Annotated in this window: 15 protein-coding genes and 1 tRNA gene; 7 read left to right on the top strand and 9 right to left on the bottom strand. The window is 64.5% G+C overall.

Annotated features, from left to right (window positions below; translation table 11 throughout):
- Nucleotide 1: 1 nt before the first annotated feature.
- Nucleotides 2-1495: an acyl-CoA synthetase gene (locus AC3G88_RS25265; protein WP_488894098.1), complete on the bottom strand. Its 1494-nt coding sequence runs from the start codon at nt 1493-1495 to the stop codon at nt 2-4.
- 152 nt (nt 1496-1647) lie between these two features.
- Between AC3G88_RS25265 and AC3G88_RS25260 the strand changes: the two genes are divergently transcribed.
- From AC3G88_RS25260 to AC3G88_RS25250, 3 genes are all read left to right on the top strand, one after another.
- Nucleotides 1648-2568 (top strand): LysR family transcriptional regulator, encoded by a 921-nt coding sequence (locus tag AC3G88_RS25260; protein ID WP_488894097.1) that lies wholly within the window; start codon nt 1648-1650, stop codon nt 2566-2568.
- A 77-nt stretch (nt 2569-2645) separates the two neighbouring features.
- Nucleotides 2646-3158, top strand: a complete 513-nt coding sequence (locus AC3G88_RS25255) for a winged helix-turn-helix transcriptional regulator (protein WP_488774034.1) — start codon at nt 2646-2648, stop codon at nt 3156-3158.
- The gene (locus AC3G88_RS25250) at nt 3145-4515 is read left to right on the top strand and encodes an MATE family efflux transporter (protein ID WP_488774033.1); all 1371 of its coding nucleotides are present in this window, start codon (nt 3145-3147) and stop codon (nt 4513-4515) included. Before AC3G88_RS25255 ends, AC3G88_RS25250 begins: the two co-directional genes overlap by 14 nt.
- Before the next feature lie 342 nt (nt 4516-4857).
- Here the strand turns inward: AC3G88_RS25250 and AC3G88_RS25245 are convergent, their stop codons facing one another.
- The gene (locus tag AC3G88_RS25245; protein WP_488774032.1) at nt 4858-7269 is read right to left on the bottom strand and encodes a carbohydrate-binding family V/XII; all 2412 of its coding nucleotides are present in this window, start codon (nt 7267-7269) and stop codon (nt 4858-4860) included.
- A gap of 211 nt (nt 7270-7480) precedes the next feature.
- Between AC3G88_RS25245 and AC3G88_RS25240 the strand changes: the two genes are divergently transcribed.
- Nucleotides 7481-8623, top strand: coding sequence for a metallophosphoesterase (locus AC3G88_RS25240; protein ID WP_488774031.1), 1143 nt, complete (start codon nt 7481-7483; stop codon nt 8621-8623).
- Nucleotides 8624-8685: 62 nt separating this feature from the next.
- Here AC3G88_RS25240 and ettA read toward each other — a convergent pair whose 3' ends face one another.
- Complete coding sequence (gene ettA / locus AC3G88_RS25235; protein WP_092602075.1) at nt 8686-10353, bottom strand: energy-dependent translational throttle protein EttA; 1668 nt, start codon at nt 10351-10353, stop codon at nt 8686-8688.
- Nucleotides 10354-10523: 170 nt separating this feature from the next.
- Here ettA and AC3G88_RS25230 point away from each other — a divergent pair, with 170 nt between their 5' ends.
- Nucleotides 10524-10748 carry a hypothetical protein gene (locus tag AC3G88_RS25230; RefSeq protein ID WP_092602214.1) on the top strand — a complete coding sequence of 75 codons (225 nt, stop codon included), beginning with the start codon at nt 10524-10526 and terminating at the stop codon, nt 10746-10748.
- A gap of 37 nt (nt 10749-10785) precedes the next feature.
- Nucleotides 10786-11298: a M48 family metallopeptidase gene (locus AC3G88_RS25225; protein ID WP_400396287.1), complete on the top strand. Its 513-nt coding sequence runs from the start codon at nt 10786-10788 to the stop codon at nt 11296-11298.
- Between the two features lie 45 nt (nt 11299-11343).
- Here AC3G88_RS25225 and AC3G88_RS25220 read toward each other — a convergent pair whose 3' ends face one another.
- Both AC3G88_RS25220 and AC3G88_RS25215 read right to left on the bottom strand, forming a co-directional pair.
- Nucleotides 11344-12252 (bottom strand): endo alpha-1,4 polygalactosaminidase, encoded by a 909-nt coding sequence (locus AC3G88_RS25220; protein ID WP_488774029.1) that lies wholly within the window; start codon nt 12250-12252, stop codon nt 11344-11346.
- 273 nt (nt 12253-12525) lie between these two features.
- Nucleotides 12526-12675, bottom strand: coding sequence for a hypothetical protein (locus AC3G88_RS25215; protein WP_488774028.1), 150 nt, complete (start codon nt 12673-12675; stop codon nt 12526-12528).
- A 96-nt stretch (nt 12676-12771) separates the two neighbouring features.
- Between AC3G88_RS25215 and AC3G88_RS25210 the strand changes: the two genes are divergently transcribed.
- Nucleotides 12772-13260: a DUF6933 domain-containing protein gene (locus tag AC3G88_RS25210; RefSeq protein WP_488774027.1), complete on the top strand. Its 489-nt coding sequence runs from the start codon at nt 12772-12774 to the stop codon at nt 13258-13260.
- A gap of 4 nt (nt 13261-13264) precedes the next feature.
- Here AC3G88_RS25210 and AC3G88_RS25205 read toward each other — a convergent pair whose 3' ends face one another.
- The 4 genes from AC3G88_RS25205 to AC3G88_RS25190 all read right to left on the bottom strand — a co-directional run bounded on the left by AC3G88_RS25205 (nt 13265) and on the right by AC3G88_RS25190 (nt 17018).
- On the bottom strand, nt 13265-15085 hold the full coding sequence (locus AC3G88_RS25205) for a 3'-5' exonuclease (RefSeq protein WP_488774026.1): 1821 nt from the start codon (nt 15083-15085) through the stop codon (nt 13265-13267).
- Nucleotides 15086-15748: 663 nt separating this feature from the next.
- Nucleotides 15749-15824: transfer RNA gene (locus AC3G88_RS25200), tRNA-Thr, on the bottom strand.
- Nucleotides 15825-15876: 52 nt separating this feature from the next.
- On the bottom strand, nt 15877-16377 hold the full coding sequence (locus tag AC3G88_RS25195; RefSeq protein WP_066731122.1) for a ClpXP protease specificity-enhancing factor: 501 nt from the start codon (nt 16375-16377) through the stop codon (nt 15877-15879).
- A 29-nt stretch (nt 16378-16406) separates the two neighbouring features.
- Nucleotides 16407-17018 carry a glutathione S-transferase N-terminal domain-containing protein gene (locus AC3G88_RS25190; protein ID WP_008643086.1) on the bottom strand — a complete coding sequence of 204 codons (612 nt, stop codon included), beginning with the start codon at nt 17016-17018 and terminating at the stop codon, nt 16407-16409.
- Nucleotides 17019-17043 lie beyond the last annotated feature (25 nt).

Genomic DNA, 17043 nt, shown 5'->3' with positions numbered 1-17043 from the left:
ATCAGACCCGCCGCTGGCGGCCAGCCCAGTGCTGGTCCCGCAGCCGGCGCTTGGCCAGCTTGCCGGTTTCGTCGCGCGGCAGCCGCTGGACGACCTCGATCGAGCGCGGCACCTTGAAGCCCGACAGCCGGCCGCGCAGCCATTCGATCACCGCAGCGGACTCCACGTCGGCGCCCGCCACCGGCTCGATCACGCCGTGCAGGCGTTCGCCGTACTCGTCGTCCGGCACGCCGAACACCACGCAGTCCGCCACGCCCGGATAGCGCACCAGTTCATGCTCGATCTCGGCCGGATAGATGTTCACGCCGCCCGAGATGACCATGTCCGACGCCCGGTCGCAGATGAACAGATAGCCGTCGGCATCGACGTAGCCCATGTCGCCCAGCGTGACGCGCCCGTCGATGTCGATCGCACGGCGCGCCTTGTCGTTGTTCAGGTAGGTGAAGTCGGGGTAGGCGGGCTGCCGCACGTACACCAGCCCCACCTCGCCCGGCGCGCACGGCCGGCCGTTCTCGTCGATGATGCGCACGCTGGCGTCGCCCACGGGGCGCCCGGCCGTACCGGGGCGGGCCGCGGCATCCTCTGGCGTGGCCACGGTGACCAGGCCAGCCTCGCTCGACGCGTAGGTTTCGTGGATCACCGGCCCGAACCAGTCAAGCATCGCACGCTTCACCTCCGGCGAGCACGGCGAGCCGGTGGACGCGACAAAGCGGATCGACGACAGGTCGTACTTCGCGCGCACTTCGGGCGGCAGCTTCAGCAGCCGCACGTACATGATCGGCACCAGGTAGAGCACGTCGATGCGGTGCTTTTCCACCAGCGCCAGCACCTGCTCGGCATCGAAGCGCGGCGCCAGCACCAGCCGCTCGGCCATCTGCAGCGCGTTCTGCACGTACACGCTCGGCGCGCTGTGATAGAGCGGCGCCGTCATCAGCGCACGGCAGCCGGGCACGATGCCGTAAGCCTGCCGGATCAGCGATCGCAGGCGGTCCTGCTGCGCGTCCAGGTCCGCCAGCGGCATCGCCTGGCGCAACACGCCCTTGGGCCGGCCGGTGGTGCCCGACGTGTAAGCCAGGTGCCCGCGCGGCGCCACGCGCGGCCCGTCGTAGGCGGTCTGCGCGGCCAGCCACGGCTCGTATTCGATCGCATCGGGATGCGCGCCGCCCACCACCAGCACCGCAACGCCATCAGGTACCACCGCCCGCACGGCCGGCAGCAGATCGGCATGGACGATCAGCGCGCGTGCACCGCTGTCTTCCAGCAGGTAACGCACTTCCTCGGCCATGAAATGCCAGTTGATCGGGCAGTAATAGGTGCCTGCCGCGCGGCACGCGAACACCACGTCGGCGAATACCGGGTCATTGCGCAGCAGCACCGCCACCACGTTGCCCTCTTCCAGCCCGAGCCGCCTCAGCCCGCCGGCCAGCCGCATGCCGCGGTCCAGCACCTCCGCGCCGGGGCGCTGCAACGATTCGAACCAGAGGTCTGCGGGCATGCGGGGTCTCCTTGTATTGGCTGCCGGCGGCGATGGAATCGCGAATGTCTGCCGATGACTGGCCACTTTAGCGATGCACGCCAGCATCGACAATCCCATCTGACCGAATCACAATGTTGCGTCAAACTTGACATTGCTTTCAGAGTCGTCGCATGGACCTCAACCTTGTGCAGGCCTTCGTGGATATCGTCGAAGCGGGCAACCTGGCCGAAGCGGGACGCCGGCGCGGCGTCACGCGGTCGCAGATCAGCCGGCAGCTTGGGCAGCTGGAAGAACAGGCTGGTGCCATGCTGCTGCGCCGGACCACGCGCCACCTGGAGATGACCGATGCGGGCCAGTCGCTCTACGAGCACGGGCTGCGCATCCTGCAGGAGATGGCCGCCGCGCAGGCCGAGATCGACAGTCTGGGCAAGACGCTGCGCGGCCATGTGCGCGTGAGCGTGCCCACCGGGCTGGGCGACGCGTTTATCGCCCCGCTGCTGCTGCGTTTTGCCGAACTGCACCCGGGCATCTCGCTGCGCGTGTTCTTTGCCAATCGCGTGACCGACCTGATCGCCGCCGAGATCGATGTGGCGCTGAAAGTGACGTCGCTGCCGCCGCTGGACACCGTGGCGCGCGAGGTCTGCGCCATCCGCTGGCAGCTGTGCGCGTCGCCGGAATATCTGGCGCGCACCCCACCGTTGCAAAAGCCGTCCGATCTGTCGGCGTGCCGGTTCGTTTGCCCGCCCTACACTTCGAGACGTTTCCTATTGACGCTGGGCCGCGATTCCGCGTGCGGGCCGGAGCGGCACGATGTGGAGATCACGCCCTACCTGCAATCCGAACACTTTCCGTTCCTGATGAACGCCGTGCGCCAGGGCCATGGCATCAGCCTGCTGCCGGTCTACATGGGCTGGGAAGATGTGCGCCGGGGCACGCTGGTGCCGGTGCTGCCCGACTGGAAGCCCGAAGGCCTTGGCAACCGCCTGTACATCATCACCACGCCAAACCCGCATCTGTCGATGGCCACGCGGGCGTTGATCGGGCTCCTGCGCGAGGCGGTGACGGGGTTGCCGGTATTCGCACAAGCCTGACAAAAATCGCCTGTCGACTTTCAAATCGCAAGCTATTATCTCCTTTACTTGCATATCAAAAGTAAAACGAGGAGACGATGGCACATACGGACTTTGCCAATATGCCGTGCCCGGTGGCGCGGTCGATGGCGGTGCTGGGCGAGCGATGGGCGATCCTGCTGATGCGGGAGGCCTACTACGGCAGCTCGCGATTTGACGATTTCGAGAAGCACCTGGGCATTGCGCCCAACATCCTGAGCGCGCGGCTCAAGACGCTGGTCGAGCATGGGCTGCTGGAAAAGGTGCCGGCACCTGGCGGCGGCGCGCGGCAGGTGTACCAGCTGACCGAGATGGGGCGCGACTTCTTCCCCGTCTACGTGTCGCTCAAGGCCTGGGCCGACCGCTGGCTGGCCGACGACAAGGGGCCGCTGACCGTGCTGGAAGACAAGCGCGACGGCGGCGAGATCGTGGCCGGGTGCCTGACCCGTGCCGATGGCAGCACGATCACCGTCGATGACCTGCGTGTGCGGCCCGGCCCCGGCGCCGGCCGGTATCTGCGCGAACGCTTTGGCACGCAACCCACCACGGAGGCCGCCGATGAGCAAGCCTGACGCATTGACGCTGGACGGCCGGGCCGCCGCCGCGGAGCCGGTCTCCAACGGCGAGATCGCCCGGCGCATTGCCGTGCTGGCCGCGCCCACCAGCCTGGTGGCCTTCCTGCAGGCCGGTTCCCAATTGATCGAAACATGGCTCGCCGCGCGCCAGGGCACGGAGGCGCTGGCCGGCTGGGCGGTAGTGCTGCCGTTCGCGCTGCTGCTGCAGCAGATGTCGACCGGTGCGATGGGCGGCGGCGTGGTGTCGGCCATCGCCCGCGCGCTCGGTGCCGGCAAGCGCGACGATGCGTCGTCGCTGGTCATGCACGCGATGATCATCGCGCTGACAGCGGGCCTGGTCTTCGCCATTGCGCTGGCCGGCTTCCCGCATCAGGTGTTTGGCGCCGTTGGCGGCAGCACGGCGGCCGAAGCGGCCGCGACCTATGCGATCTGGCTGTTCGGCCTGGGTGCGGTGCCGGCGTGGCTGGCCAATACGCTGGCGTCGGTGCTGCGCGGTGGCGGACGCCATGCGCTGGCCGCGCGCGTGTTGGCCGGCATGTGGATCGTGTTTCCCGTGCTGGCGTGGTGGTTTGCCGAAGGACTGGGCATGGGACTGGCTGGTATTGGCGCGGGGCTGGCGGCGGCATCGTGGGCGGCGGCGCTGATGATGGCCTGGGTGGTGATGCGCGGCGGCGCCGGCTTTGTGCCGACGCTGCGCGTGAAGCTGTCGGGTGCGCTGTTCCATCGCATTCTGGCGGTTGGACTGATTGCCTGCGCGCTGGCATCGGTGGCCAACCTGACGACGATCCTGGTCACGGCGCAGCTGCGTCACTACGGCACCACGGCCGTGGCGGCCTATGGCATTTCGGCGCGGCTGGAATTCCTGATGATTCCGCTGGCATTCGGCGTGGGATCGGCGCTCACGGCGCTGGTGGGCCGCTCGGTGGGCGCTGGCGACTGGCACACGGCGCGCCGTACCGCCTGGGTGGGCGCGCTGCTGGCACTGCTGCTGGCGGGCAGCGTCGGCGCCGCCGTGGGGCTGGCGCCAGCGCAGTTCGCCGCCCTGTTCACCAAGGATGTGGAGGTGGCCGCCATCGCGGCGCGGGCGCTGTCGTGGGTCGGCCCGGCATTCGGCGGATTCGGGCTGGGCATGGCGCTGTACTTCGCGTCGCTGGGCGCCGCGCGCATGCGCTGGCCAATCATCGCCGGCCTGAGCCGGATCGGCCTGGCCGCGGGCGGCGGCTGGGTACTGGCCAACGTGGCCGGGATGGGCCTCGACGGCCATTTCCTGGGCGTTGCGCTGGGGATTACCGCTTATGGGCTGGTCACGGCGATGGGGGTGCGCAAGGGGGAGTGGTCGCCGCGTAATGGATGACGGGTGGGCTTTCGACTTGGGGGGCGGGGGCTCTGGCTGCGGGGGTCTCGATTTGCAGCGCTTTGCCCTCTCCCCCGGCCCCTCTCCCGCTAGGCGGGAGAGGGGAGAAAGACAGCGGTGTTGCCGAGGCTCTTGGCATTTTCTTTTTCCTCTGACATTTGCGCCGCTTTGCCCTCTCCCCCGGCCCCTCTCCCGCCGGGCGGGAGAGGGGAGACAGACAGCGGTGTTGCCGAGGCTCTTGGCTTTTACTCTTTCCTCTGACATTTGCGCCACTTTGCCCTCTCCCCCGGCCCCTCTCCCGCTGGGCGGGAGAGGGGCGAAAGGCGCTCGCGCGTGCAGTAGCTATCGCCGGAACCCGCCATGGAAGCGGCCGCCGCCGCCGCCGAATCTTCCGCCGCCGCCGGCAAAACGTCCCTGCCACTGCTGGGCCGCCGCGGTGTTGAAGCGTTGCTGCCCGGCCTGCCGCGCCTGGCGCTGCTGATCGAGCCGGCCCTGCATTTCGCTGTTCTGCTGCATCGGTTCCCAGCCATTGGTGGTGTGCTTCTGCCAGCCGTCGTCGGTGTGCTGGTAGACGTTGCCGTCATGGCCTGCGTAGACGTTGCCGTTGTTCCAGACCACGGCGTTGTCCTTGCCCGGATTGGCGACAAAGCCACGGCTGCCCGCTGTGTACTGGCCGGTCTGCGTGTTGCCGGCGATGCCGGCTTCGCCGGCGCCGATGCGGCCGGTCTGGGCGTTGTATCCGGCCGCCTGCCGGCCCGCCGCATAGTTGCCCGTGTATTCGTTGCCGGCCACGCCGCCGCGCCCGGCACCCTCGCGTCCCGTTGACGGGTTGGCGAACGATCCCTGCCGCCCCGCCGCGTAGTTGCCCGAGTATGGATTGAACGCGGCGCCCTGACTGCCCTGGAAGCGCGCGCCCGTGGCCGGGTTGTAACCGGCGCCGGCCGTGCCGCGCCACTGCGTGCCCGTCCAGGCGTTCCAGCCTTCGGCATGGGTCACGGTGCCCTGCCCCCAGCGGCCGTAGAAGTTCGCCTGGTTGATATTGACGAAGCTGCCGCCCCCATACCAGTACGGGCCCCAGTACGGCGCCGCCGCGCCCCAGATCGCGCCGGCCGCGAAGCCGAAGGCGAATCCTTCGGCCACGCCGATGCCGAATCCCGCGCCATAGCCGTAGGTCACCGGGTAGCCGTAGTAGTACGCGCCGACATACGGCGGATAGACATAGCCGGTGCCGTAGACCACCGTGCCGTCCGGGTTCACCACCACGCCCAGGTAGCCCGGCGTGTAGCCGACCACCACCGTGGTCGGCGTGACCGAGTAGATGCGGACGTAGGTCACGTAGTACAGCGGTGAGCTGGGCGGGATCGTGTAGATGGCCGATGGCACCTCGGTGGCCACCTGCCAGGGGCCGCCCGGCGTGCCGGCCGTGAACCAGACGCCGTTGACCACCGCGAAGTAGTGCGACGAATCGACCTCGATCACGGGCGTGGCCGTGTTGACGGCATAGCGCAGCGACGTGCCGGTGATCGACTCGAACTTCGGCGTGCCGTCGTAGACCACGGCCGTTGCGGCCTTGGTGCGCGATACCGACGCCGTCTGCGGAATCGTCGCCGCGATCTCGGCCTCGCGGGCCTGCGGCGTGCCAGGCACCGACACCAGCACATTGGCCTTCGGGTCCTGGGGCGAGATCTTCGCGAACTCGGCCGGCAATTGGGCGCCCGGCACGTATTGCCACGGGCCATTGAGCATCGCCGCGCGGAACCAGCGGCCCGAGATCAGCACGTAGGTCTGGTTGCTCGACGGATCGATAAGCACCGCATGGTCGGCGTTCGACATCGTCAGCAGGCTGGTGCCGCCCACGGGCGTCATCTGCGGTTCGCCCGACGTCTGGATCAGTTCGGCCGGCCGCGTGGCCATCAGCACCACCGGGGCACGCGGCGGTTTCTTGCCGTCGGCGGGCATCATCGGGTCGGGCTTCGGCTCGTCCTTCGATGCGCCGATCTTGCTGGCTGCCCCCAGCAGCGCGGCAGGCGGGCTGGGCACGGGCTCCCAGGTGCCGCCGGCCGAGTCCGACCGATACCAGTAGCCGGCCGCCTGCAGCCAGAGTTCGCCGCCGGTATCGCGCAGCAGCAGCGCGCGGCTGTTGATGGCCCGCTCGTACGATGTGCCGGCCACCTGGCGCCAGGCCGGGTCGCCATCGACATGGACCATCAGCGTGGGCGTGGTGGCAAACAGGATCTCCGGCGCGTCGTTCCTTACCGGCACGCGCTGCGCCTTTGCCAGCTGCTGCGACACCGCGTAGCTGGCCTGCAGCTCTTCGAGCGGCACGGTCAGCCCCTGGGGCGACAGCCGGCCGATCAGCGCCTGCCGCACCTTGTCGGCGGCGTCGGGGCGGGTGGGCACGTCAACGCTGTCGATCTGGATATTCGTCAGTTGCACCAGCGATGACGGCTTGTCGATATCGGCCTGCGCCGAGAAGCGCGCCACGCCATAGACCGGCGTGCCCTCCCTGGCGCCGATGGCCACGGCGGCCCGGCCCGACAGCCGGTTGCCGTCCCATTTCTCGAGGTCGGGCTGGTAGAGCTCCACGTGGTCGCCAGCCACCTCGAAATTGCGCGGCCAGGTCAGCGGCGCCAGCTTTTGCGCGGCACTGGCTGCGGACGCGGACTTGGCGGACACCCCCGCCGGCGGCAGGGCGGCCAACAGCGCCACGGCAAGCAAGGTCAGGCCCAGACGGGCGGGCTTCGCACAGGACATGGAATCTCCAACATTCGGCGTCAGATGAATCTAAATTAGTGCGGTGGCCGGAACAATGTGCGGCAAAAACATTCATCGGCCCTGCGCAAACCGGACAGATCACATGGGCGCCTCAAAGTGGTGCACGGGGCATTTTTCATTGGAAGCCCGCCCTTGAAGCAGAGCCTGCACAGCCTCACCTACACTCGAATCCGACTCTGACGCCCCTGCCATGAGTACCAGGCGCTCCCGCCGTTCCCTGCTGGTTCCCACTGCGATCGTTGCCGCGCTGCACGCCTATATCGGCGCGCGGCTGCTGCCCGCCCTGCCGCTGCCGGCCGTTGTCCATATGCTGGCCGTGCTGTGGCTGATCGCTTCGACATTGCTGATTCCGGCCGCGCTGATGGCGCGGCGCCTGGCCGGCGACTGGGCCGATCGGCTGAGTTGGTTCGGCATGCTCGCGATGGGATTCTTCTCATCGCTGCTGGTGCTGACCTTTGCGCGCGACATCTTCCTGCTGGTGGCGATGCTGGCCCGCTGGCAGCCGGCCGGGCTGGCGTTTTACAGCGCGTCGACGGTGGTGGGGCTGGCGGTGGCGGTGTCGGTAATCGGCTACTTCAATGCGCGCGGCCTGGCGCGGGTGAAGCGGGTCGATGTGCCGATCGCCAACCTGCCGCAGGAATTTGAAGGTTTTACGATCGCGCAGATCAGCGATATTCACGTGGGGCCGACCATCAAGGCGCCCTACCTGAACCGCATCGTCGACAGCGTGAACGCGCTGAAGCCCGACGCCATCGCCGTTACCGGCGACCTCGTGGATGGTTCGGTGCGGGAGCTGTCGGCCCACACGGCACCGTTTGCGCGGCTGTCGGCGCCGCATGGCGCCTACGTGGTGACGGGCAACCACGAGTATTACTCGGGCGCGGAGCCGTGGATCGAGGAACTGACCCGGCTGGGCCTGCGCGTGCTGATGAACGAGCACGTGGTGGTGGCGCGCGGTGGGGCATCGCTGGTGCTGGGCGGCGTGACCGATTTCACGGCCGGCGGCTTTATCGAGAGCCATCGCAGCGACCCCGCACGCGCGCTGCACGGGGCACCGGCCAACGCCGCGGCACGCGTGCTGCTGGCCCACCAACCCCGCTCGGCCCCAGCGGCCGCCGCGGCCGGATTCGACCTGCAACTGTCCGGACACACCCATGGCGGCCAGTTCTGGCCGTGGAACCTGTTCGTGCCGATGCAGCAGCCCTATGTGCATGGGCTGAACCGGCATGAAAACATGTGGATCTACGTGAGCCGCGGAACGGGCTACTGGGGACCGCCAAAGCGGTTTGGCGCGCCGTCGGAGATCACGCTGGTGAGACTCGTTCGGGCTTGAGGCTTGGGGGGTCTCCCCTCTCCCGCGTGCGGGAGAGGGGAGAAAACCGAACCTGTCGCCGATCAGCGCGTAATCGGCTTGTAGCGGATGCGCTTCGGCTTGGCGGCTTCTTCGCCCAGGCGCTTCTTCTTGTCGGCTTCGTATTCCTGGTAGTTGCCCGGGAAGAATTCCACATGCGAATCGCCTTCGAAGGCGAGGATGTGGGTGGCGATGCGGTCCAGGAACCAGCGGTCGTGGGAGATCACCATGACGCAGCCGGCGAATTCCAGCAGCGCGTCTTCCAGCGCACGCAGCGTTTCCACATCGAGGTCGTTCGACGGTTCATCGAGCAGCAGCACGTTGCCGCCCGCGATCAGCGTCTTGGCCATGTGCAGCCTGCCGCGTTCACCACCCGACAGCGTGCCGACGGTCTTCTGCTGGTCGCCGCCCTTGAAGTTGAAGCGGCCGATGTACGCGCGCGACGGCGTTTCGTAGCGGCCCACGGTCAGGATGTCCGACCCGCCCGAGATTTCCTCGAACACGGTCTTGCTGCCATCCAGCGCGTCGCGGCTCTGGTCGACGAATGCCATCTTCACGGTCGGCCCGATCTTGATCTCGCCGCTGTCGGGCTGTTCCTTGCCGGTCAGCATCTTGAAGAACGTCGACTTGCCGGCGCCGTTCGGGCCGATGATGCCGACGATGGCGCCCGGCGGCACCTTGAAGCTCAGGTTCTCGATCAGCATGCGGTCGCCAAAGCCCTTGCTGACGTTGTCGAACTCGATGACCTCGTTACCCAGGCGCTCGCCCACGGGGATGAAGATTTCCTGGGTTTCGTTGCGCTTCTGGTATTCCTGGCTGTTCAGTTCGTCGAAACGGGCCAGACGCGCCTTGGACTTGGCCTGGCGGCCCTTCGGGTTCTGGCGCACCCACTCCAGTTCCTTGTTCAGCGCCTTCTGGCGGGCCGACTCGGTGGCCTCTTCCTGCTTCAGGCGGTCTTCCTTCTGCTCCAGCCACGAGCTGTAATTGCCCTTCCAGGGGATGCCGTGGCCGCGGTCCAGTTCCAGAATCCACTCGGCGGCGTTGTCCAGGAAGTAGCGATCGTGGGTGACGGCCACCACGGTGCCCGGGAAGCGCGTCAGGAACTGTTCGAGCCAGTCCACCGATTCGGCGTCCAGGTGGTTGGTCGGTTCGTCGAGCAGCAGCATGTCGGGGCGCGACAGCAGCAGGCGGCACAGCGCCACGCGGCGCTTCTCGCCACCGGACAGATGGCCGATCCTGGCGTCCCACGGCGGCAGGCGCAGCGCGTCGGCGGCAATTTCGAGCTGAAGTTCGACGTTGTTGCCGTCGCTGGCGGCCAGGATCGCCTCGTACTTGGCCTGGTCGGCGGCCAGCGCGTCGAAGTCTGCGTCCGGCTCGGCGTACGCGGCGTAGATCTCGTCAAGCTTCTTGCGGGCCTCGAACACGCCGCCCAGGGCTTCTTCCACCGATTCGCGGACGGTCTGCTCGGGGTCGAGCTGCGGTTCCTGCGGCAGGTAGCCGATGTTCAGGTTCGGCATCGGCGTGGCCTCGCCTTCGATCTCCTTGTCGAGACCGGCCATGATCTTCAGCAGCGTGGACTTGCCCGAGCCGTTCAGGCCCAGCACGCCGATCTTGGCACCGGGGAAGAAGGACAGCGAGATGTCCTTGAGAATGTGACGCTTGGGCGGAACGATCTTGCCCACGCGGTTCATGGTGAAAACGTACTGTGCCATGGAGCGTGTTCGGTTGGATTCGGTTGGAATGCGGGGAATGGCGGGAGTGTAGCAAACGGACCGGCCCCCATCGGCCCCCCATCGGCCGCTACTCGCCCGGCCCGGCGGCCGATGGCCGCGGCCGGTACAATGGCGGGTTTCGCATCGACGCAGTTTTTACCCCGATTCCCATGAGCAAACCCGCCCTGACCCTCAAGTTCAAGTGCAAGAAGTGCGCAAAACCCGTCACGCTGTATCTGCAGAAGACGTCGGCGTGCTCGCACATCACCCCGTACCAGGGCTTCTGCAAGTGCGGCGAGATGATGCGCCACGCCCTGGGCGACAAGGATGCCGTGGAGTCGTTCGTGCATTCGATGGATAACAGCTGGATGCATCACCACCATCACCACCACTGACATGACCGAAGGCTGGCGGCCGGGCGTGAAAGACCCGATGCGATTCCTGGGCGGCTATCCGCCCAACGTGCTCGACCAAGTGCGCGCCGCGATGGCGGCCGGCACGCTGGGCGACCACATCGCGCGCCGCTACCCCGGGCGTCACACGATCCAGACCGACCGCGCGCTCTACGAATACACGGCCGAGATCAAGCAGGAATACCTGCGCAGCGCCCCGCCGCTGCACAAGGTGGGCTACGACGCGCGGCTCGACACCGCGCAGCACGCGCTGGGCCTGCACACGGCCATCTCGCGCGTGCAGGGCGGCAAGCTGAAGGCGAAGAAGGAAATCCGCGTGGCGTCGCTATTCAAGGAGGCGCCGCCCGAATTTCTACGGATGATCGTGGTGCACGAACTGGCGCACCTGAAGGAATCGGACCACAACAAGGCGTTCTATCGGCTCTGCGAGCATATGGAACCGCAGTATCACCAGCTGGAATTCGATACGCGCCTGTTCCTGGCGTGGCGGGAAACGGACAAGGCGGACAGCCGCGAAGCTGCCCGCCCGTGAGTCCGCCGACTACTGCTCGCAGTCGATTCTTCAAATTTCAGATCCTCAGTCGCAGCTGTAGCGGAACCTGTCGTTCAGCGCGAGCGGCAGCACCAGCGTGTGCAGGTTCAGCGCCTGGGCCTTGGCACAGAGCTTCTGCCGCGTGGCGGCATCTTTCCACTTCGACTGGTATTCGACGTTGAACACGGGCTTGCCCTGCACGGTGAAGGCCGAATAGCCGCTGCACTCGTTGTACTGGAAGCACTGCTCGTTGACCGCGAAATCGAACGACGGCGCCAGGTCGCTCAACTGCGCGACGGCGTTCTTCAGGCCAATGGCCAGGCCCCGGGCATGCGCCTGATCGGCCAGGAAGCGGTTGTAGTCGAGCTGCGTGGCGGCGGTGAGCGGCAGGCCCGGGTTGTTGGTATAGCCATCGACGTTGTCGGCGTCGATACCATCGCAGCCCTTCGATATCGCCAGGTCCATGCGCGCCTGCATGATGGCGCGTACGTTGGCCGAGCGCGTATCGAGCCAGCGTTCGCCCGCCCAGCCATCGAGCGCGTTGCCCATGTCCGCGGGCTTGAACTTCGCGTAGTCGGGGCGCCAGTCCTCGCTGCTGCCCGCAGAGAAATAGCACACCACCCGCTTGCCCTGCGCCTTCAGCGCATCGACAGTGGCTTGCGGTGTATCGAACAGGTCGATGTCGTACACCGCGACGTTGTAGCTGGTGTTGATCGCGCCTTGCAGCTGAAGCTGCCACGTGTCGGTGAGCGAGGGCATCCACCGCGTGGGACTGGCCGTGACATTGGCGGTGACATTGCTGCTGACGGCCTGCCTGGAAAGCGTGGACGCCTCGGACACGCGCACCACCGATCCGCCACTATCGTCCCCACCCCCGCCGCAAGCGGCCAGCGTGGCGACGAGACTTGCCAGGGCCAGACGCACCGGGCGACGGCCTGCCAGTTTGCTATGCATGTTTGACCTCTCCTGTTGTACCCAACAAAGCACTACCACTGATGTCTTGCCCTTTTTGGAAAGGGTCAATCTGGCGTGACGCCGATTATGCGCGAGACAAGCGCCGATGCCATCGCCTTGAGGTTGACCGCCTCAGCGATGGCACCGGACTCCGCAATCCCCGTTGGGGCTTGCCTGCTTTAGCGATATCGGATGCGCGCATGGAAACTGGAGCATTCTTCGAAGGGGGGCGCGTAACGGCTGTCAGGGGCTGAATGAGCAGTCGTTCAGTAGCTAAACGGACACATTCTGGAAATCGAGCAGCAGGCCGAGGGCAATGACGAGGCGCCGGACGCGGCTATCCTGATGGCTGGCTCTTACAATCCCGCCACGGCTACCGCCAAGCAGAAGCATCGCACTGTCATCGGTGGGCGTATCGGTCATCGAATCGACTGGTTGCCGACAGTGGCAGGTCAAGCGCAACTCGCGGCGAATCGTCAGAGCACCATAGGATCTCAACCAACAAGAACGGCCCCAGCCATGTTCCATCTTCACTGCACACGCAAGCTACTGAACCGGTTGAACCAGAAGCCTGTCGATACAACCGGCGATGCGGCAGCGTCAACACTGGGAAACTGGTATGCAACGGCATTGTTTTGGCGGCCACAGGCAGCGCTATTTGTTAACGAGCACACCCTCCTACCGGTGCTGATGCCCCTGGCACCCGCCGCAACACTGACGACACGCTTTCCGGCCTCACTGGCGGCCGCATTCCGATCGCACGGTTGGGGCGACATGCAGATTGAACCGGAAATATGGCACATGCGGGAATGCGAAATCGCTAAGACCACCAACCGAAGCGTAGTGGGCATGCTCAATGAGTTCACGTTCCTGGCACAGGTATGGCGTGATCAGCACGGTGCGCTTGATCTTCACGATCTTTCAATGCGGCTGGCGGACGTTCCCTGCGGGCCGCTACGCTATGACAGCCCAGCACAACGCGTGCGTGCCCTTGCACTTATGGGATAACACCCTATGCCGCCGCTGGAAACAGCTTCGTCATGAACAAGGAATCGCCACTGCCCGTCACCACCAATTGATGCGTAGCCCGTGTGGCGGCGATATAGAACAATCGTGCCTCCTGTTCGAGGTCTGCTTCCTCAGCAGACAGCAACCCCGCCCCAGGAATCGCGACAAAGGGGTACTCCAGCCCCTTGCTGGCATGCATCGTCAGCACTGTCACAGCGTCAGCAGTCGGTGAATAGGACTTCTTGTCACGCTGCTGCCATTGGTGAGGGATCTTGGCTCGAGCCAATGCATCAACGCAGGTTTGCCCCACCGACCAGGTGCGATAAACGATCGCCATGTCCTGCCACGCAACCCCTTGTTGATGGGCCTGCGCCATACGGCGAGCGATCTCAGCCGCCTCGTCTTTGATGGACGGCAGCTTGATCAGCTGCGGAGGTGGTCCGTCACGGCCGCAGCTGACCGGTCGGATCAGCGGCACGCCGTCGTCATCGGTGGCCTTCGGGTCAAGGATGTCCTTGGCGATCAGCGCTGCCAATTCGAGGATCTGCCGGGTGTTGCGGTAGTTGATCTTGAGAATCGTCGTGCGACCTTGCGCCTGCACGCCGACACTCTTGAAGCTGAAGCCGCGATGGCTTGACCGCTTGAAGATCGATTGCGCATCGTCATACAGGACCAGCAGGTGATTGCTCTCGGGCGATACCATCTGCACCACGAGCTTGAACCAGCCCGGCTCAAAATCGTGCCCCTCATCAATCAGCACCGCTCCGTACTGATTTTTCGGGATATGGCCACGATCAACACTGTCGATCACACGCTGGACCAACGCCGGAAAGAAGGCCTCGCCCTCCGCATTGGGACGAGGTTGGTTGTAGGTCTTCAGCTGATCGAAGCACCATCCGTGGAAGTGGCGGACGGAGACTTTCTCCGACAGGCCCTTGGCCTCCATCCAGCTTTTCAGCCGCTTCGACAGCGGTTCGCTGAAGCACAAAATCAAGACTGGCTTCTCCGACGTGCCGGCAAGGTACTCGGCACGGTAGCCCAGGATCATCGTCTTGCCCGAGCCGGCGACGCCATGGATGACGCGATGGCCATCACCCAAGCTTCGTGCAAGCTGCTCCTGCTGAATATCCATCACCGCCATGATGTCCGGCAACTCGGGCTCATTGCCAAACAGTTCTTGCTGCTTGGCTGATATGCGGACCTCCGGAAAAAGAATCCAGCGAATCCGGTCAATTTGCGGCACGGTCAGCTTATCTCGAAACCGGTACGGGAACATGTTCCACAGGCGCTCCTGGAAACGCTCCGCATCCACCGATTCGGTCATCTCATCGGAGCAGATCACGCGAGCAGGCGGAATTGCATTATCCAAATGCCCATCCGTGAACTGCTTGCGCGTCATGAACGGAAACACTACACCGTACGTCCAGGGAAACCGCAACTTTCCTTGATACGGGTGTCCTGGCGGATTCACAAGCTGCGGATCACGTTCGAGGGCGTGAATGATATCCGTGGTGTAACGTCTGGCCTGCTCAAGCGGATTAGTGACATCCTTGAGGCCATAATCACCTTGGATAGTCCAATCTCCGAGCGTCGCCCGAGCAATGGTGCTCGGCTTCCAGTCCTTCACTTCGAGCACAAGCAGACCATGTAATGGGTGCAGGATTACAAAATCCGGATATTTCTCGAGCGAGGCGATCCGTACGTCGTACCAGATCTTGTAATCGTCATCGAGCTTCTGCTCGAGTCGCTCCGCAAGACGCCTCTCACCCGGCCACATTTTGCCAACACAAGAGGAGAGTGAGGGAACGATGGTTGCCGTTGCCATAAATCAGGACCTTGGAATTTCAGTCCTCTAATCTATCATGCGCCCGCAGTCCTACTGGGGTCTTCCCGCCGGTTAGCAGCATTGGCTGTGCTGCCAGGATCATGGCGATTGCCTCTACAGGTATTTTTAAATCTCCCCCGATATGTTGTGGGTGGGAGCCATTCAGGGTAATAGCGGAGATCAACAGCCCAAAATAACAAGTGGGCAGATATAAGAGGACGCGACTTGCAAAACGCGGCGCCGCAGAAATATGGTCATGGAGCCCCGGTCGATTTTCCGCGTATTTTGTGGCCTAGACCATGGCAAAGGCATGCGAAGTCGGCAACATTGGCGTCTGGCGCAGCGCTTCTGCGCTGCGGATGCTGTGGGCTTCTCAGACGAAGCGCGTGACAGATGAGCACCGCTGCAAACGTGGCAAACCAATGCCCCCGACTTTATCAGATGGTCGCCAATGTAAGCAGTGATTCCCCGAGTAGTGGAGGCTTTGGAGGATATAGCTACAGGAGCAGGACTTGTGGTCACGGACCGGCCTCGGTTCCAACGGCGCACGCGTCGCAGTCGTCAAACAGCATCAAGAACCTCAACACTGTACTGACCCTTTTACTTCCGGTCACTCCAAAAACAAAGGGGTTACGCAAAACTTGCGTAACCCCTTGAATTCTTTGGTGCCGGCTGCAGGACTCGAACCCGCCACCTGATGATTACAAATCAACTGCTCTACCTGATGAGCTAAGCCGGCATGTTTGGTGCAGACCGCGATTCTACTGCATGCGGTGTGTCTTGGCGATGGCTTATTTGACCACCTTCAGGGACGGCTTCTTGCCGCCGATGCGGGGTACGGGCGGCGGGTTCGGGTCGTCGTCCGAGCCCTCTGCGCCCTCTTCCGCCGTGACCGGTGCTGGCGTGTCGGCGTCTACCGGGGCCAGTTTCGGGGGCGGGTTGTTTTCGCGTTCCGTGGCGGCCTGGGTTTCGGGGACGCTGCGTTCCACCGGGAATGCCATGCCCTGGCCGTTTTCGCGCGCATAGATCGCCAGCACGTTTTCCACGGGCACGTCGATCTTGCGCGAAACGCCACCGAAGCGTGCGCTGAAGGTAATCCACTCGTTGCCCATGTCCAGGCCGCTGGTCGCGTCGAAGCTCACGTTCAGCACGATTTCGTTGTTCTTTACGAACTCGCGCGGCACGTTGGTGTTGCCGTCGACAAAGACTGCGATATACGGCGTGAAGCCGTTATCGGTACACCATTCGTAAATGGCGCGGATCAGGTAGGGCTTGGTGGAAGTTTCTGGCATTACGCTTGTGCGGTGGCGTCGGGTCCGTCTTAGCGACGCATGACCTTTTCAGACGGGGTCAGTGCTTCGATGTAGGCCGGGCGGCTGAAGATGCGTTCCGCGTACTTCAGCAGCGGCGCGGCGTTCTTCGACAGTTCGATGCCGTAATGGTCGAGGCGCCACAGCAGCGGGGCGATGGCCACGTCGAGCATCGAGAACTCTTCGCCCAGCATGTACTTGTTCTTGACGAAGATTGGTGCAAGCTGCGTCAGGCGGTCGCGGATGGCGGCGCGGGCACGCTCGTGGTTCTTCTCGGCGGCCTTGCCCTTTTCGTTCTCCAGCACGTAGACGTGGGTGAACAGTTCCTTTTCGAAGTTGAACAGGAACAGGCGAGCGCGCGCACGCTGCACCGGGTCGGCCGGCATCAGCTGCGGGTGCGGGAATCGCTCGTCGATGTACTCGTTGATGATGTTCGATTCGTACAGGATCAGGTCGCGCTCGACGAGGATCGGCACCTGGCCGTACGGGTTCATCACCGAAATGTCTTCCGGCTTGTTGAACAGGTCAACGTCGCGAATCTCGAAATCCATGCCCTTTTCGAACAGGACAAGGCGGCAACGTTGGGAAAACGGGCAAGTGGTACCCGAATACAACACCATCATGGTTGAATTCCTTGGGTGTGAAGTG

The sequence above is a fragment of the Cupriavidus sp. 86D6 genome, from assembly GCF_057815095.1.
Note: the sequence above shows the minus strand (reverse complement) of the source record. Positions and strands in the feature narration are given on the sequence as shown.

Bases quoted from the DNA above. Each gene is read 5' to 3' on its own strand.
- AC3G88_RS25215 (WP_488774028.1), bottom strand. From the start codon at position 12,675: ATGACCGATACGCCCACCGATGACAGTGCGATGCTTCTGCTTGGCGGT.
- AC3G88_RS25220 (WP_488774029.1), bottom strand. From the start codon at position 12,252: ATGCATAGCAAACTGGCAGGCCGTCGCCCGGTGCGTCTGGCCCTGGCA.
- AC3G88_RS25255 (WP_488774034.1), top strand. From the start codon at position 2,646: ATGGCACATACGGACTTTGCCAATATGCCGTGCCCGGTGGCGCGGTCG.
- AC3G88_RS25195 (WP_066731122.1), bottom strand. From the start codon at position 16,377: ATGCCAGAAACTTCCACCAAGCCCTACCTGATCCGCGCCATTTACGAA.
- AC3G88_RS25250 (WP_488774033.1), top strand. From the start codon at position 3,145: ATGAGCAAGCCTGACGCATTGACGCTGGACGGCCGGGCCGCCGCCGCG.
- ettA (WP_092602075.1), bottom strand. From the start codon at position 10,353: ATGGCACAGTACGTTTTCACCATGAACCGCGTGGGCAAGATCGTTCCG.
- AC3G88_RS25190 (WP_008643086.1), bottom strand. From the start codon at position 17,018: ATGATGGTGTTGTATTCGGGTACCACTTGCCCGTTTTCCCAACGTTGC.
- AC3G88_RS25260 (WP_488894097.1), top strand. From the start codon at position 1,648: ATGGACCTCAACCTTGTGCAGGCCTTCGTGGATATCGTCGAAGCGGGC.
- AC3G88_RS25240 (WP_488774031.1), top strand. From the start codon at position 7,481: ATGAGTACCAGGCGCTCCCGCCGTTCCCTGCTGGTTCCCACTGCGATC.
- AC3G88_RS25210 (WP_488774027.1), top strand. From the start codon at position 12,772: ATGTTCCATCTTCACTGCACACGCAAGCTACTGAACCGGTTGAACCAG.
- AC3G88_RS25225 (WP_400396287.1), top strand. From the start codon at position 10,786: ATGCGATTCCTGGGCGGCTATCCGCCCAACGTGCTCGACCAAGTGCGC.
- AC3G88_RS25230 (WP_092602214.1), top strand. From the start codon at position 10,524: ATGAGCAAACCCGCCCTGACCCTCAAGTTCAAGTGCAAGAAGTGCGCA.
- AC3G88_RS25205 (WP_488774026.1), bottom strand. From the start codon at position 15,085: ATGGCAACGGCAACCATCGTTCCCTCACTCTCCTCTTGTGTTGGCAAA.
- AC3G88_RS25245 (WP_488774032.1), bottom strand. From the start codon at position 7,269: ATGTCCTGTGCGAAGCCCGCCCGTCTGGGCCTGACCTTGCTTGCCGTG.
- AC3G88_RS25265 (WP_488894098.1), bottom strand. From the start codon at position 1,495: ATGCCCGCAGACCTCTGGTTCGAATCGTTGCAGCGCCCCGGCGCGGAG.